Below are 14,751 nucleotides of genomic sequence, written 5' to 3'. Positions count from 1 at the left end.
GTTTGAGGGTACAAAACTAGGAGTTGAGGCCAAAGGCAGGTAGCAATGTGTACCGCTTACACTTTGAAAAAACATTAATATTATTTCAAAAACGATGAAAATAATTTCAATTCAGAGGGAATTGTTTGGATGGTATTTGCGCTAACAATTGTTAGGTTGGAGGATTCCGATTTTTTAGTTCCGGCCGTTTTTTCCCGATTTTTTATACTTGTTTGAACATTGTTTTTTTCTGGGCTGATTCAAAATGATGGTTAATTTTAGCCCCCTGAACTAAACTATTGTCGATGAAATATTTACCGCTGGACCCTAAGTTGTTTGTGGAGAACAGGAAGCGCTTCGTGAAGATGATGGAGAAGAATTCCATCGCCATTTTCAACAGTAATGATGAGTTGCCTTCCAATGGTGACGCCTTGTATAAATTCAAGCAAAATTCCGACCTCTACTGGCTAACCGGCATTGAGCAGGAAGACACCATGCTGATACTCTTCCCTGACAACCCGGATCCCAAATTCAGGGAGGTGCTAGTGCTGGTGAGGCCCAATGAACTGAAGGAAAAATGGGATGGGCACCGTTTGCGCAAGCATGAGGCTACTGCTATTTCCGGCATCAGTTCCATCGTATGGCTCGACTCCCTGGATGGCTTCCTTCAGCCCCTGATCCACCTTGCCGAAACCATTTATTTGAATACCAACGAAAATGACCGCAAGGCCAACCTCGTTCCGGTAAGGGATTATCGTTTTGCCGAAGAGATGCGCAGGCGCTATCCCCTGCATAACTATCGCCGTAGTGCCAGGATCATGAAAGAACTCAGGGCCATTAAAACCCCGATGGAAGTGGCCGTGATACAGGAAGCTATTAATATTACCGAAAAGACGTTCCGTAGGTTATTGGGCTTCATTCGCCCTGGGGTAATGGAATACGAGATAGAAGCGGAGATCATGCATGAATTCCTGCGTAACCGGGCTACCGGCCAGGCTTATGGAAGCATCATCGCCAGCGGTGACAGGGCAAGGACATTGCATTATGTTTCCAATAACCAGGAATGCATGGAAGGGGAACTGGTGCTCATGGATTTCGGAGCCGAGTACGGCGGCTATTGTGCGGACCTGACCCGTACGGTACCGGTAAGTGGTAAGTTTACCAAGCGGCAGAAGGAAGTGTATAATGCCTGCCTTCACCTGCACGACTATGCGAAAAGTTTGCTGAAGCCCGGCATTTCAATTCTGGCCTATACCGATAAAGTAGGGGAGGAAGCTACCCGCCAGTTCCTGAAACTGGGATTGCTGAAGAAGGAGGATGTGAAGAATGAGGATCCCGATAACAGGGCGTACCGAAAGTACCTTTACCATGGCATCAGCCATCACCTCGGTATCGATGTGCATGACCTGGGTACCCGTACTGAACCCATCAAAGCAGGAATGGTGTTTACTGTGGAGCCGGGAATCTACATTGAAGAAGAAAAGATGGGCATCAGGATCGAGAACAATGTCTGGATAACCCGTACAGGCAACAAAGACCTGATGGCAAATATCCCGATCAAGGCCGATGAGATTGAAAGGCTCATGAAAAAATAAATGACCGCTATCCTCCACCAGTACGGCAGGGGGATAGCTTCTTCCCTAATACCATTACTAACGCTTAGGCATAAACGCAGTATGAAGCAGATCCCCAACATTTTTACATTATTGAATCTTGTCTTTGGATTTTTGGCCATCATCGTCATTCTCCAGAACGGGATAGTCATTGCCAATGGCCCCGAAGGTGAATACCTGGTTGATATGCCGGAGCGGATCTGGCTGGCCTCCCTGTTCATTGGATTGGCGGCTGTTGTTGATTTCTTCGACGGATTTGTGGCACGGTTATTAAAAGCGACCAGCCCCCTGGGAAAGGAACTGGACTCCCTTGCAGATGTAGTTAGCTTTGGGGTTGCCCCTGGCCTGATCCTTTACCAGTTCCTCCGCCTCAGCTTTGCCAGGGAGGAGAATGGACTGGATGTATCAATGGCCTGGTTGCTGCCTGCAGTGCTGGTACCCTGTGCTGCGGCTTACCGGCTGGCAAAGTTCAATATCGATCCCGGACAGGAATATGGATTCAAGGGCGTGCCTACTCCGGCAGTAGGCCTTACAGTAGCATCTTTTCCCCTGATCTATTGGTTCTCCGGAAATGAGGCCATCGTCAACCTGCTCCTCAACAAGTGGGTGATCTACCTGGTGATCCTGTTGCTGAGCTACCTGATGGTAAGCAATATTCCCATCATGGCCCTGAAATTCAAGGATTTCACCCTTAAGAACAACCTGCCCAAGCTGTTGATTGCCGGGATAGCAGTGATTGCGGCAATTTTACTGAAATGGGCTGCGATGCCGGTAATCTTCCTTACCTACATTGTTGTATCTTTGGCGCTTAAAAATCGAAAAGAATGACTTTCTCTGTACAGGTAAAAGTAATGCCGCTGAAAGACCTGCTGGACCCCCAGGGTAAGGCTGTATTGGGCGGATTGGGTAACCTTGGGCTCTCTGCCATCCAGGATGTTCGCATCGGTAAGAATATTACGCTGCAGGTTGAAGCGGCTTCTGCTGAAGAAGCCAAATCCATTGCTGAGCAGGCCGCTAAAAAACTGTTGGCCAACCCTGTGATGGAGCAATTCGAGATCAGTGTAAACTAATTTTGTTTGTGTATCATAGAACAGGAAAACAGTAGTAGAGCTACTGTTTTCTTCGTTTTAGGGAAAAGTGGATTTGACCCTCCAACGGAAGGCGGATCAATACAAATTCCTTAACCCTGTTATCCAGGCATTTCCCAAGCCTGGACAATAGTGGGCCATCTGCTATGATACCCTTGCTTTTCCCATTCTCTAACCAACCGAGCAGTTAACATGCTTTATTTAGTTCCTTCCCCCATTGGCAACCTACAGGATATTACCCTGAGGGCCCTGGAGGTGCTGAAGCAGGTAGATGTGATCCTTGCAGAAGATACCCGGAACTCTGCACGCCTGCTGAACCATTACCAGATCCAGAAGCCTTTGACGCCATACCACCAGCACAATGAGCACAAGGTTTTGCAACACCTCGTTGACCAGTTGAAGCAGGGAAAAACGATGGCTGTGCTCACGGATGCAGGAACACCCGGGATATCAGACCCTGCATTCCTTCTTGTCAGGGAATGTATCCGTCAGGAAGTTAAGGTGGAATGCCTGCCCGGTGCCACCGCCTTTGTCCCGGCATTGGTGAACAGTGGGTTGCCCATCAACAGGTTTTGTTTTGAAGGCTTCCTGCCATTGAAGAAGGGCCGGCAGACCATGTTCAGGAAACTTGCCACGGAAGAAAGGACCATGGTCTTTTATGAGTCGCCCATGCGTTTGGTGAAAACACTAGAGGAGATGGCCCAGTATTTTGGTGGTGAAAGGTTATGCTGCGTAAGCAGGGAGTTGACCAAGATGTTCGAAGAGAACAAACGGGGAAGCCTGGCCGAAGTGGCTGCCTATTTCAAACAGAAAACCGTAAAAGGGGAGATCGTTATCGTGGTCCAGGGCACTGGAGAGTAGGATTTTATGATTTTCTTTTCATAGTGTATGGGATATTTGTAACAGTTAAAAAAGTCAGGATGAAAAGATTGGTATTCATGGTCATGGTCTTTGCAATTGCCATAATTGGCGGGGAAGCCCAGGCTCAGTTAAGGAAGATACCTGCTGAAGTAACGGATGCTTTCAAATACAAGTACCGCAATGCGGAGAGTGTGGAGTGGAAGGATAAACTCACCCATTATTTGGTTGCTTTCCAACTGAAAGGTGAGTCCTATGAAGCTACTTTCAAGAATGACGGCACCTGGGTATTGTCACAGAAAGTGATCGGTCGTGATGACCTTCCCAAATCTGTTGAGGAAGGGTTGGAGAAAAGCAAATATGCTGATTGGGAGGTTGAAGATGTGTACCAACTCATTTACCCGGATGACCGGAGCGAATACAGGCTTTTGGTGAAAAAATCGGACCTTAACAAACGCGACCTTGTTTTTGCTGAAAGTGGCCGCTTACTTAAGGATAAACTGACACTATAGAAAGTGAAAAATACAAAACCCGTTCATGACGGGTTTTTTTATGCCATTAAACAGGAAGGCCTTCCATCAAATTGCCCCTGCTGATATGCAGTTTTTCAGGAAATTTACCGATCATTGGAATAACGAACACTCATATGAAAAGTAAAAGTCTTTGGTTATCGGGATTCCTGGCCCTTGGCCTGGTTTCTGCCCAGGCGCAAACAGATCGATGGCAACAAAGGGTCAAGTATACCATGAATGTTGATGTGGATGTACAATCCAACAGGTTCAATGGTAAACAGGTACTGGAGTACACGAATAACTCCCCCGACACATTGCGCAAAGTATATTATCACCTCTATTGGAATGCTTTCCAGCCTAATAGCATGATGGATGCCCGAAGCAGGGAATTGGGAAAGATCATGAACAACAACCGCCCGGATTGGGATGGAAGGGTTAGGGATCGTATCCAAAACCTTAAGCCGGATGAAATTGGCTACCAGAAAGTGCTTTCCCTGAAGATGAATGGAGTGCCCCAGCAGTACAAGCTACATGAGACCATCCTGGAAGTGATGCTTTCAAAACCCATCCTGCCAAAGTCCAAGGTCGTTTTCGATATGAGCTTTGAAGCCCAGGTGCCGCTCCAGGTAAGGCGCTCAGGAAGGGATAACCCGAATACCGGTGTCCGCTATTCTATGGCCCAGTGGTATCCCAAGATGTGCGAATACGATTATGAAGGCTGGCATCCCACCCCATATGTGGCGCGTGAATTCTATGGCATCTGGGGCGATTTTGACGTGAAGATCAGCATCGACAGGAATTACATCCTTGGTGGGACCGGATACCTACAGAACCCCCAGCAGATCGGCTATGGTTATGAAGCCCCGGGAACAAAGGTCAACAGGCCGGCAGGCGAAAAGCTAACCTGGCATTTTGTTGCACCCAATGTCCACGATTTCATGTGGGCAGCAGATCCGGAATACAAGCATTTGGTAAGGAATATTCCCAACGGCCCAACCATTCATGTCCTGTATAACTACAAGGAGAATGATCCACAAAATGATGAACAGTGGAATAAGGTAGCTGATGCGGCCGTTCAGGTGCTTCCTTTCATTGAGAAGAACTTTGGTAAATACCCCTACAAGCAATATTCGTTTATCCATGGGGGGGATGGTGGTATGGAGTATCCTATGTCGACCTTACTCAGTGGCCCTAGCCTTGGAACTGCCTTCCATGAATGGATGCACACCTGGTACCAGATGTTGATGGGCACCAATGAAAGCCTGTATGCCTGGATGGATGAAGGTTTCACTTCCTATGGCGAGAGCCTGGTCATGCAGTATTACCTGGAGCAAAACAAAGGCGCTGTAGTGAAGCAAAGTGAAGTGGGCACAGGTCCAAGGAGGAGTAACCTTGAACCGTTAAGCCGCGAAAATCCCCATAAGGACAGCTATGATGGCTATTTCTACCTTGTGAAAAGTGGTAAGGAAGAGCCGATGAGTACCCATGCCGATCATTTTGAAACCAATTTTGCTTATAGCATTGCCTCTTATTCAAAAGGGGAAGTATTCCTGGAGCAATTGGGTTATATCCTCGGTGCCAAGGTTAGGGACAGGGTATTGCTCGATTACTACAACCAATGGAAGTTCAGGCATCCCAATGTGAATGATTTCATCAGGGTGGCTGAAAAGGCCAGTGGCATAAAACTGGACTGGTACCGTGAGTATTGGGTGAACACTACCAAGACCATTGATTATGGCATCGATAGTCTTTGGGAGCAGGGCGGCGAAACCAATATCAGGTTGAAACGGGTCGGTAAAGTACCCATGCCCATGGATGTGCTGATCACCTATAAGGACGGCAGCCAGGAGTTGCATTATGTGCCCATGTACCTGATGTTCGGCAGTAAACCCGAGGAGTTTGATATCCCCAGAAAAGTATATGAGCCTTGGAAATGGACCCATCCCCAATACCAGATCTCAACCAAGCGGAAATTGCAGGAAATCGTAAGGGTGGAAATTGACCCAACGGAAAGATTGGCTGATGTGAACCGGAAGGATAATGTCCTTGAGTTGAAGTGGTAAGCCTGGATTTTACCAAATAATGAAGCCGTTGCTATTGCAACGGCTTCATTATTTTATTAAAGCAGAAATTAGAATAAGGAGGGTGGAGTTGGCAGACTAAGGTTGTAATGATTAACAATATTTGTTGCATCCCAGATACTCTAAAAGTAAAACCTTTAGACCTTTCTAAATATACCACTTAGTGGTAATTTTCCTACAATTTCAGTAGGTTTTTAATGGTTTCTGGGTAGTTTACCTGCCAAAATATTTATTAACCGCCTCAACCCGGTTGTTTACATGCAACTTTTCATAGATATGATACACATGTTTCCTGACCGTTTCCTGGCTGATAAAGAGCTGTGCAGCAATTTCCTTGTAGAGCATGCCCTTGGAAAGCAGTTCAAGGATTTCATATTCCCTTGTGGATAAGGCATTCAGTTTATTGCCCTGTTGACCGTAAGAACTTTCTGTTGTCGTAGGTTTCTGCTGGAAGGCAGCAACTACTTTCCTGGCGATCTGGGTGCTCATGGGGGCGCCACCTTCGCTCAACTCCTTTATCGCTTCCAACAGTTTAACAGGGGATGTTTTTTTCAGGATGTAACCACTGGCGCCAGCGCTGAGGGCTTCGAAGATCTTTTCATCTTCTTCATAAACGGTACACATCATGAAGAGTATGTCGGGATTTTGCGGTTTTAGTCTTCTGACGCATTCAATGCCACTCATGGCACCCAGGTTAATATCCATAAGGACTACCTGGGGCTGCAGGACGGGTATTTTCTCCAGTGCTTCTTCAGCACTGGAAAAGCTGCCGATCAGTTTATATTCATCAGATAACTTAATGATCTCTTCCAGGGCCAGCCTGATATCGCTGGTGTCATCCACTATACATACGGTAATTGCCATTTGGCAAAGGTGCTATTTTATGAGTTGGTTTACAATACCACTTTGAGGTAGTGGAAACCCTTATTTATGCACATACAGCAGGTATTTCTCTTTGAAGGATTCCTCAGGAAACAGCTCGTATACCTCCATTATTTTGGGTTTTACGCCGCTTTCGGAAATCTCATTGGCGAGGTCACCGCCTTTGAGGCAGATCAGGCCTGAAGCGGGATATTCTTCAGTAGAGGGGCGTTTATTGAGTATGGGTTTACTCCACTTCCAGAGGTCTTTTAGCGGAGCAACCGCCCTTGATACAGCATAATCGAATTTCCGGTCCTTGATGTCTTCTACCCTGGTGTGACGGGTCTGGACATTGGTCAAGCCAATGGCAGCAGCCACTTCCTGGACTACCCGTAGCTTTTTATTAATGCTATCTGCCAGCAGGAATTCCACTTCAGGAAAGAATATCGCCAGTGGGATACCGGGAAAGCCCCCGCCTGTACCAATATCCACGATGTTCGAGCCCGGCTCAAATGAAAATGCAGCGGCAATGCTTAATGAGTGTAATACATGCCTTTCATAAAGGCTGTCGATATCCTTGCGTGAAATGACGTTGATCTTGCTGTTCCAATCCTTGTATAATTCTTCCAGGGCACTGAATTGCTCCAGTTGCTTAGGGGTGAAGTCAGAGAAATACTTCAGGATCAAAGCCAGGTTTGCTGGGGTTTTTTCCATAATGCAGGTGCAAAGATGCAATAATAAAAGAACATCCAGATGTCGAGCAGCCACCACCAGGCCCAGAGGTCCTTCTCCTGTAACCTCGCCATGCACTTGTACAGGATGAATGCCTGGCTCAGGAACCTGACCCCGAATACAGCCAGGGTCAATTGCCAGTTAAAGGTTACCAGGCTCAGGATAAACAATGGATAGAACAGGAATTGGGAAAGGGAATAGGCACCCAACAGGAACCTTATGCCCGGCTTATAGTACTTGCCTGTACTGTAATGACGGTTTTTTTGCCTGTACCAGTCGCCGAATTTCTTTTTCGCTTCCGAAAGGGTGAAGGCTTCCGGGTCAATGACGATGGCTGTATTGTTCTTGTTGGCCACTTTATGGATGAACAGGTCATCGTCACCACCCGGAATATGGTTGATGGAAGAAAATCCTTTGTTGCGCAGGAAGAGTTCCCTTTTGTAAGACAGGTTCCTGCCCACACCCATATAGGGAATACCGGCAATGGCAAAGGAAAGGTATTGCAGGGCGGTATGGAAGGTTTCAAACCTGATCAGTTTATTTAGCAATCCAGGTCTTTTGGCATAAGCCCCATAGCCCAGCACCACTTCAGTCCCCGGATGGTAGGCGTCCTGCATTTTATACATCCAATGTTCGGTAGCCGGCACGCAGTCTGCATCTGTGAGCAAAAGGATCTCGTGGTGGGCCTCCCTGATGCCTATGGAAAGGGGGTACTTTTTTCCCGGTATTCCTTTGGCTTCCTGTTCAAGGTTAACAATGACCAGGTTCTTGAAGGTTTTCTTGAACTCTTCCAGTAGGTAACGGGTATCATCCTGGCTGTTGTGGTTCACCACGATCAGCTCATGGGTGCTAGGATATTGCTGGAACAATACACCCGGCAGGTTCTTGACCAGGTTACCGGCTTCGTCACGGGCACAGATCACCACTGAAACCGGGTGGGTTTGGGAGGTTGATTTTTCTTTGGGTTTGAAAAAGGCGAGGCGGCTAAAAAAGCCCCAATAGTAAATAAGCTGGATAAAGGTTACTGAACAGAAGGCCACAAAGGCGATCATCCACCAGTTCAAATTAAGCTGCTGTAAATCCATAAACATCTACGGGTCAATAAGGGTTTATACTGGCCAAGCGCGAAAATATAGCAGAGCAGGCTTTTTCGGGCGGAAATGTTTCTACACTTGTTAATAAGTCACCATCTTTAAGGGGATTCCTCCGGGTGGTGCAAGGGGATAATCCTGCAACAGGCCGCTTGGTCGGGTCCTTTATGAAGGCTGCCAACTTCCCACTTCTCCGTATCTTGCACCCCATTTGTCTGAATATGGCAGCACTCGAATTCACATTACAGGGAACTGACCCGAATAGTAAGGCACGTTATGGACTTATCAAGACCGACCACGGAGAGATAGAGACCCCTATTTTCATGCCTGTTGGAACCGCAGGAAGTGTTAAGGCAGTGTCGCAGCAACAACTCAAGGAGGAGGTCAAGGCCCAGATCATCCTGGGGAATACTTATCACCTTTACCTGAGGCCAGGCCTTGATGTACTGGAAGCTGCAGGAGGACTTCATCGTTTCAATGGCTGGGACATGCCGATCCTTACCGATAGCGGCGGTTACCAGGTGTTTTCGCTTGCAGGTAACCGTAAGCTTACCGAGGAAGGCGCCATTTTCCAATCCCATATCGACGGTTCCAGGCATCTGTTCTCACCCGAACGGGTGATGGATATCCAGCGTATCATAGGGGCTGATATCATCATGGCCTTTGATGAGTGCCCGCCCTATCCCAGTGACTACACCTATGCCAAAAAATCGATGGAACTTACCCATCGCTGGCTCGACAGGTGTATCGGCCGGCTGGCTGAGACGCCCGATAAATATGGCTATACCCAGAACCTTTTCCCGATCGTACAGGGCAGTACCTATACCGATCTGAGGAAGGCCTCTTGTGAATATATCGCTTCAAAGGGTGCAGTGGGAAATGCCATTGGTGGATTGAGTGTAGGGGAGCCGGAAGAGATCATGTATGAACTGACTGCCCTTTGCTGCGAACACCTACCGGTTGACAAGCCCAGGTACCTGATGGGGGTGGGAACGCCCTGGAATATCCTGGAGAATATCTCACTGGGAGTAGATATGTTCGATTGTGTGATGCCTACCCGCAATGGCCGTAATGCCATGCTGTTCACCAGCAAGGGGGTGATCAATATCGATAACAAGAAATGGGAAAAAGACTTCTCACCCATCGAAGATGGCATAGATTGCCATTTCAGCCAATACTATTCGAAAGCCTACCTGCGCCACCTGGTCAAGGCAAAGGAAATATTGGGCCTCACCATTGCCAGTGTGCATAACCTGGCCTTCTACCTTTGGCTGGTGAAGGAAGCGCGCAAGCATATTCAGGCTGGTGATTTCAATGCATGGAAGCAGGAAATGATCCCGGTCCTGAAAACCAAGCTCTAGGATGTTCACTTTCCACTGATGGGAACCGATATCCCTACTGCCGGGTAACTGCGCGGGAGGGAGGGATGGTGAAGGAGCATATTTTCGTACCTGAGCAGGATCTCTGCCCTGCCTTTATTCTTGGCAGCACTAATGAATAGCGGGATGCTGGCGATAGTACAGCCGAAGCCGATCAGCGCGATCGTTTCTGCAGAAGTATTTTCTTCAAAAAGGTCATCGCTATAGGAAGCTGCTCCACCGATCCAACCGGCCATGCCAGCTCCAAAAAGTATCCAGGCAGCAAGTTTCTGGTTCCTGCTTTTTTTAAGGTATTGCAAGCCGAGTTCCTTGTCGCTGATCCTCCTGGAAGTGTCGGGGATTTGCTGTGCCATGGCTGCCTGGAAGAGAAGTACCAGGACTAGCACCAGGCTGATCTGCTTTTTCATAACGGATGGCTTTAAGGGTTATAGAATAAATTTACCCAAATTCCCTGATTAGGCCAATACCATTCGGTTACTCGCGGTCGGCCTTTTCTTCCCATTTCCTTAACCAAAATTCAACTACTTTTGACCGCTGCAAAATGCCCACAGCCTGATGAAGATCCTGGATTGGTACATATTCAAAAGATTCCTGGTGACCTTTCTTTTCGCTATCCTTACCATAACGGTCATTGCCGTGGTGATCGATACCAGTGAAAAGACGGATGACTTTGTAAAATCGGGCTTGTCCTTTACCGGCATTGTCACCAAGTATTATTTCGGGTTTGTGCCCTTCATTATTTCCATGATCTTCCCACTGATCGTGTTTATTGCGGTCATTTTCTTTACTTCCAAATTAGCGGGCAGGTCAGAGACGGTAGCTATTTTGGCTGCCGGCATTCCTTACAACCGCATGCTGAAGCCTTACCTGATGGCCGCAGGCCTGCTCGCTGTGGTACTTTTGCTCGGTAATACCTATGTGATCCCCAGGGCCAATGAGATCCACAGCACTTTCAAGGCTACCTATATAGACCGTAACAGTTCTTATTATTCCGGCCAGGGCGGAAGCAGGGATTTTTATTTCAGGGCCGACTCCAACACATTTGTCGGGATGAAATATTATGATACGGTCAATAAGGCGGCCAGTGGCTTCTTCCTGGAAAAGGTAAGGGGAAACCAGGTGTTCTATAACCTTCGTACAGATTATATCCGCTGGGATACCGCAACAAAGAAATGGCGGGCAGAGAATGTAGTGGAGCGGAAGATTGATGGCCTCAGTGAAACAGTGAGCAAGCATCCATTCATGAACCTGGAGTTGAATATGTTGCCCAGTGAATTGAGAAGGGATGAATACATGAAGGATAAACTGTCCACCCCGGAGCTCATCAGGTTCATCAGGAGGGAAGAACAAAGGGGGACAGAAGGACTCAATACCTATAAAGTGGAGATCTACAGGAGATTTGCCACACCTGTGTCGGTGATCATCCTTACCATCATGGGGGTAGCAGTTGCTGCACGTAAAACCAGGGGTGGGAGCGGATTGCACCTGGCATTTGGGATTGTGATGGCAGCCCTGTTCGTTGTGATGGATAAATTTTCTACGGTTTTTTCTACTAAGGGAAGCTTTCCTCCCTTGCTGGCCGCATGGCTTCCCAACATCATTTTTGGCCTGGTTACCTACAGGTTGTATAAGAATGCCCCTAAATAAGTTTTTTATCACATTTTAATCGCTTTTCAGCAGAACACTAGGCAAATATTATTTGTTGTACCACGCGTAATAGCTAATTTTATCGGTTAAAGCTGTCCGATAAATCAAGCACCACATATATAAATATTGTTTGTCATGGGAGCGTACAAAGAAAAATTTAAGGCGAAAGCAGATGCGGCGGCAGCCGAGATCAAGGAATTATTGAAAGAACATGGTAATAAAAAGATCGGTGAAGTTACCCTTTCCCAGGTTTACCAGGGTATGCGTGGTATGACCGGTCTGGTGACTGAAACTTCATTGCTCGATGCCCACGAAGGGATCAGGTTCCGTGGTTATTCCATTCCCGAATTGCAGCAAAAACTTCCTAAGGCCAAAGGTGGTAGCGAGCCACTTCCGGAAGGCCTTTTCTTCCTGATGTTATATGGTGAACTGCCAACAGAAGAGGATGTGAACGAGGTTACTGCCAAATGGCAGCGCAGGTCCCATGTACCCACACATGTATTCAATACCATTGATGCGCTTCCGCTGAATACCCATCCCATGACCATGTTCGTTACTGGTGTGATGGCCTTGCAAACAGAAAGCAATTTTGCCAAGGAATATGCGAAAGGCCTTAACAAGAAGGATTATTGGGAGCATGTATTTGATGATGCAATGGACCTTATCGCGCGCCTTCCCAGGATCGCGGCCTATATCTATCGCAGGAAGTACAGGAATAACGAGCATATACAACCGAATGGATTGCTCGACTGGGCAGGTAATTTCGCCCATATGCTCGGCTATGAGGATGAAGGATTCAAGGAACTGATGCGTTTGTACATGACCATCCATGCCGACCATGAAGGTGGTAACGTTTCTGCCCATACTACCCACCTGGTAGGTTCCGCACTCAGCGATCCCTACCTCAGCTTTGCAGCCGGTATGAATGGTCTTGCAGGTCCCCTGCACGGTCTTGCCAACCAGGAAGTGATCAAGTGGATCTTCGAAATGCAGGAATCCCTTGGTACTGACTCCCCGTCAAAGGAACAAATTGCCCAATACGTGAAGGATACCCTTGCGGCAGGAAAGGTAGTGCCGGGTTATGGCCATGCCGTGCTGCGCAAGACCGATCCCCGCTTTACGGCGCAAATGGAGTTTGGCAAGAAGCATATGCCGGATGACAACCTTTGCAATACCGTATGGAATATCTATGATACCGTTCCGCCGATCCTGCAGAGCCTTGGCAAGATCAAGAACCCCTGGCCGAATGTGGATGCCCATAGTGGTGCTTTGCTCGTGCATTATGGTATGACCGAGTATGAATTCTATACCGTGTTGTTTGCCGTGAGCCGCGCATTGGGTGTAATGGCAAGCCTGATCTGGGACCGGGCACTGGGATTCCCCATCGAAAGGCCAAAATCTGTAACCACCGAGTTAGTGAAGAAATGGCTCAAGGGCGAGGATGAGATATGGGGAGAATAAAGTGAACTTTTCGATTATATGGTAAGCGGTCCTTAGGGGCCGCTTTTTTGTTGGTTCAACCATGCAAATGAAAGGGGTATGGCTTCTTAAGGATGATCTGGCCAGGTCCCGTTTGCTTATTGCAGCCTTATTTCCTTAGCGCTTTCCTGTCATTTCAAGACATGTTATTACCAGTTCATTCAACTGAGATTCCTTCTGTACGCCCACCTAAAGGAAATTTGATCTGGGAAAAAGGAAGCCCTTTTCCCGGATCATAAACCTTATAACATGAAGAAATTTTTTTTAGGAGCTGTCCTCCTGACAGTTAGCTGTTTTAATTCCTTGGCTCAGCAGGATGCGACAAATGCCGGGGAACCAGTAATCAACACTTTTTCAAAGTTTGATTTTATTCCTGGTGAAAAGATTGTATACTTCAATAATTTCTCTTCAGATCTGATGGGTGAATTGCCCGCAGGTTGGAATACAGATGGTTCAGGGGAAGTCGTGTCAATTGAAGGCTTCAACGGAAAATGGATAAAATTGATGCAGAACGCCAATTTTATCACCGATAACGCGAAACCGTTTGGGACCGATTTCACCATTGAATTTGATTTGCTTCTAAACTTCAACTACCAGGATGCAATGTTCCCACCTGTATCCTTTGGTTTCCTTTCGTCGGGAAGTGTTACCCCAAATGAAAATAGAGTTTTACAAAATTTATTTCAGTATGCACTACTGGGGGTAGATTTAAATGTAGGCATTGAGCAGAACTCTATTTCCAAACTGGTCAGTTATCATGGTGGTGAAGAATACTTCAATTCAGGCGAAAAACCATTCAAGAAATTGGAGAACCTGATAAAAAAGGCAATACATATCAGCATCCAGGTGCAAAAGGAGCGATGCAGGGTATGGATCAATGAAGATAAATTATTTGATATACCCAAAGCGGTTCCAATGGGTGCAAGCATTAACCAATTGTTTTTCCGCGTTGCTGAAAGTAGCTATACAAATGACCAGGTAGGGGTCTTGGTTTCCAACCTTAAAGTAGCCAATGGAATACCCGATATCAGGAAAAAGCTGGTTACTGAGGGTAGGTTTTCTACCACAGGTATTCTATTCGATGTGAATGATGACCAGATCAGGCCAGAGTCATATGGCGCACTTAAGGAGATCGCAGCAGCTATTGTATCAGCACAAGGTATCAAGGTAAAGGTAATTGGCCATACCGATAGTGATGGGGATGACAAAAAGAACCTTGAATTGTCTGGTCGCAGGGCTGAATCGGTAAAGTCATTTCTTGTTAAGCACTTTGGCATTGATCCTGCACAACTTTCTACCGAGGGGAAGGGTGAAACTTTGCCCGTTGCGGATAATCAAACCAGGGAAGGAAAGGCCCAGAACAGAAGGGTGGAATTGGTTAGATTAAAATAGTTCCGGGATCGACCAGCCATTTACCATTTGGGAAGGACG

The 14,751-nt window shown here is 47.1% G+C and carries 14 protein-coding genes; 10 read left to right on the top strand and 4 right to left on the bottom strand.

Going from position 1 to position 14,751, the window contains the following annotated elements:
* Positions 1 to 284: 284 nt before the first annotated feature.
* From KJS94_RS08605 to KJS94_RS08580, 6 genes are all read left to right on the top strand, one after another.
* Positions 285 to 1,574, top strand: coding sequence for an aminopeptidase P family protein (locus tag KJS94_RS08605; protein ID WP_214447629.1), 1,290 nt, complete (start codon positions 285 to 287; stop codon positions 1,572 to 1,574).
* 81 nt (positions 1,575 to 1,655) lie between these two features.
* Positions 1,656 to 2,420 (top strand): CDP-alcohol phosphatidyltransferase family protein, encoded by a 765-nt coding sequence (locus KJS94_RS08600; protein WP_214447630.1) that lies wholly within the window; start codon positions 1,656 to 1,658, stop codon positions 2,418 to 2,420.
* A complete protein-coding gene (gene purS / locus KJS94_RS08595; RefSeq protein WP_214447631.1) occupies positions 2,417 to 2,662 on the top strand; it encodes a phosphoribosylformylglycinamidine synthase subunit PurS in 246 nt (81 codons plus the stop codon). Before KJS94_RS08600 ends, purS begins: the two co-directional genes overlap by 4 nt.
* A gap of 210 nt (positions 2,663 to 2,872) precedes the next feature.
* The gene (gene rsmI, locus KJS94_RS08590) at positions 2,873 to 3,541 is read left to right on the top strand and encodes a 16S rRNA (cytidine(1402)-2'-O)-methyltransferase (RefSeq protein WP_214447632.1); all 669 of its coding nucleotides are present in this window, start codon (positions 2,873 to 2,875) and stop codon (positions 3,539 to 3,541) included.
* Positions 3,542 to 3,600: 59 nt separating this feature from the next.
* On the top strand, positions 3,601 to 4,050 hold the full coding sequence (locus tag KJS94_RS08585; protein WP_214447633.1) for a PepSY-like domain-containing protein: 450 nt from the start codon (positions 3,601 to 3,603) through the stop codon (positions 4,048 to 4,050).
* 134 nt (positions 4,051 to 4,184) lie between these two features.
* Positions 4,185 to 6,113: a M1 family metallopeptidase gene (locus KJS94_RS08580; RefSeq protein WP_214447634.1), complete on the top strand. Its 1,929-nt coding sequence runs from the start codon at positions 4,185 to 4,187 to the stop codon at positions 6,111 to 6,113.
* Positions 6,114 to 6,344: 231 nt separating this feature from the next.
* On the opposite strand, the gene KJS94_RS08575 is transcribed toward KJS94_RS08580, so the two are convergent.
* From KJS94_RS08575 to KJS94_RS08565, 3 genes are read right to left on the bottom strand one after another with little or no spacing between them, the layout of a single operon-like run.
* On the bottom strand, positions 6,345 to 6,995 hold the full coding sequence (locus tag KJS94_RS08575) for a response regulator (RefSeq protein ID WP_214447635.1): 651 nt from the start codon (positions 6,993 to 6,995) through the stop codon (positions 6,345 to 6,347).
* Between the two features lie 60 nt (positions 6,996 to 7,055).
* Complete coding sequence (rsmG, locus tag KJS94_RS08570; protein ID WP_239804343.1) at positions 7,056 to 7,706, bottom strand: 16S rRNA (guanine(527)-N(7))-methyltransferase RsmG; 651 nt, start codon at positions 7,704 to 7,706, stop codon at positions 7,056 to 7,058.
* Positions 7,676 to 8,815, bottom strand: a complete 1,140-nt coding sequence (locus tag KJS94_RS08565) for a glycosyltransferase (protein WP_239804342.1) — start codon at positions 8,813 to 8,815, stop codon at positions 7,676 to 7,678. The genes rsmG and KJS94_RS08565 overlap by 31 nt, the downstream gene beginning before the upstream one ends.
* 221 nt (positions 8,816 to 9,036) lie before the next feature.
* Between KJS94_RS08565 and tgt the strand changes: the two genes are divergently transcribed.
* Positions 9,037 to 10,176 (top strand): tRNA guanosine(34) transglycosylase Tgt, encoded by a 1,140-nt coding sequence (gene tgt, locus KJS94_RS08560; protein WP_214447636.1) that lies wholly within the window; start codon positions 9,037 to 9,039, stop codon positions 10,174 to 10,176.
* A 5-nt stretch (positions 10,177 to 10,181) separates the two neighbouring features.
* Here the strand turns inward: tgt and KJS94_RS08555 are convergent, their stop codons facing one another.
* Positions 10,182 to 10,601 carry a hypothetical protein gene (locus KJS94_RS08555; RefSeq protein WP_214447637.1) on the bottom strand — a complete coding sequence of 140 codons (420 nt, stop codon included), beginning with the start codon at positions 10,599 to 10,601 and terminating at the stop codon, positions 10,182 to 10,184.
* A 148-nt stretch (positions 10,602 to 10,749) separates the two neighbouring features.
* Between KJS94_RS08555 and KJS94_RS08550 the strand changes: the two genes are divergently transcribed.
* From KJS94_RS08550 to KJS94_RS08540, 3 genes are all read left to right on the top strand, one after another.
* A complete protein-coding gene (locus KJS94_RS08550) occupies positions 10,750 to 11,841 on the top strand; it encodes an LptF/LptG family permease (protein ID WP_214447638.1) in 1,092 nt (363 codons plus the stop codon).
* A gap of 135 nt (positions 11,842 to 11,976) precedes the next feature.
* Positions 11,977 to 13,302, top strand: coding sequence for a citrate (Si)-synthase, eukaryotic (locus tag KJS94_RS08545; RefSeq protein WP_214447639.1), 1,326 nt, complete (start codon positions 11,977 to 11,979; stop codon positions 13,300 to 13,302).
* 267 nt (positions 13,303 to 13,569) lie between these two features.
* Complete coding sequence (locus tag KJS94_RS08540; protein ID WP_214447640.1) at positions 13,570 to 14,712, top strand: OmpA family protein; 1,143 nt, start codon at positions 13,570 to 13,572, stop codon at positions 14,710 to 14,712.
* Positions 14,713 to 14,751: the final 39 nt, after the last annotated feature.

Origin of the sequence: Flavihumibacter rivuli, assembly GCF_018595685.2 — a bacterium.
GTDB lineage: Bacteria > Bacteroidota > Bacteroidia > Chitinophagales > Chitinophagaceae > Flavihumibacter > Flavihumibacter rivuli.
This window is presented reverse-complemented; position numbering and strand designations above follow the sequence as displayed.

Excerpts from the sequence above, each read along its gene's own strand:
- KJS94_RS08605 (WP_214447629.1), top strand. The coding sequence starts at position 285 with ATGAAATATTTACCGCTGGACCCTAAGTTGTTTGTGGAGAACAGGAAG.
- KJS94_RS08580 (WP_214447634.1), top strand. The coding sequence starts at position 4,185 with ATGAAAAGTAAAAGTCTTTGGTTATCGGGATTCCTGGCCCTTGGCCTG.
- rsmI (WP_214447632.1), top strand. The coding sequence starts at position 2,873 with ATGCTTTATTTAGTTCCTTCCCCCATTGGCAACCTACAGGATATTACC.
- KJS94_RS08545 (WP_214447639.1), top strand. The coding sequence starts at position 11,977 with ATGGGAGCGTACAAAGAAAAATTTAAGGCGAAAGCAGATGCGGCGGCA.
- KJS94_RS08600 (WP_214447630.1), top strand. The coding sequence starts at position 1,656 with ATGAAGCAGATCCCCAACATTTTTACATTATTGAATCTTGTCTTTGGA.
- KJS94_RS08585 (WP_214447633.1), top strand. The coding sequence starts at position 3,601 with ATGAAAAGATTGGTATTCATGGTCATGGTCTTTGCAATTGCCATAATT.
- KJS94_RS08555 (WP_214447637.1), bottom strand. The coding sequence starts at position 10,601 with ATGAAAAAGCAGATCAGCCTGGTGCTAGTCCTGGTACTTCTCTTCCAG.
- KJS94_RS08540 (WP_214447640.1), top strand. The coding sequence starts at position 13,570 with ATGAAGAAATTTTTTTTAGGAGCTGTCCTCCTGACAGTTAGCTGTTTT.
- KJS94_RS08575 (WP_214447635.1), bottom strand. The coding sequence starts at position 6,995 with ATGGCAATTACCGTATGTATAGTGGATGACACCAGCGATATCAGGCTG.
- purS (WP_214447631.1), top strand. The coding sequence starts at position 2,417 with ATGACTTTCTCTGTACAGGTAAAAGTAATGCCGCTGAAAGACCTGCTG.
- tgt (WP_214447636.1), top strand. The coding sequence starts at position 9,037 with ATGGCAGCACTCGAATTCACATTACAGGGAACTGACCCGAATAGTAAG.
- KJS94_RS08565 (WP_239804342.1), bottom strand. The coding sequence starts at position 8,815 with ATGTTTATGGATTTACAGCAGCTTAATTTGAACTGGTGGATGATCGCC.
- KJS94_RS08550 (WP_214447638.1), top strand. The coding sequence starts at position 10,750 with ATGAAGATCCTGGATTGGTACATATTCAAAAGATTCCTGGTGACCTTT.
- rsmG (WP_239804343.1), bottom strand. The coding sequence starts at position 7,706 with ATGGAAAAAACCCCAGCAAACCTGGCTTTGATCCTGAAGTATTTCTCT.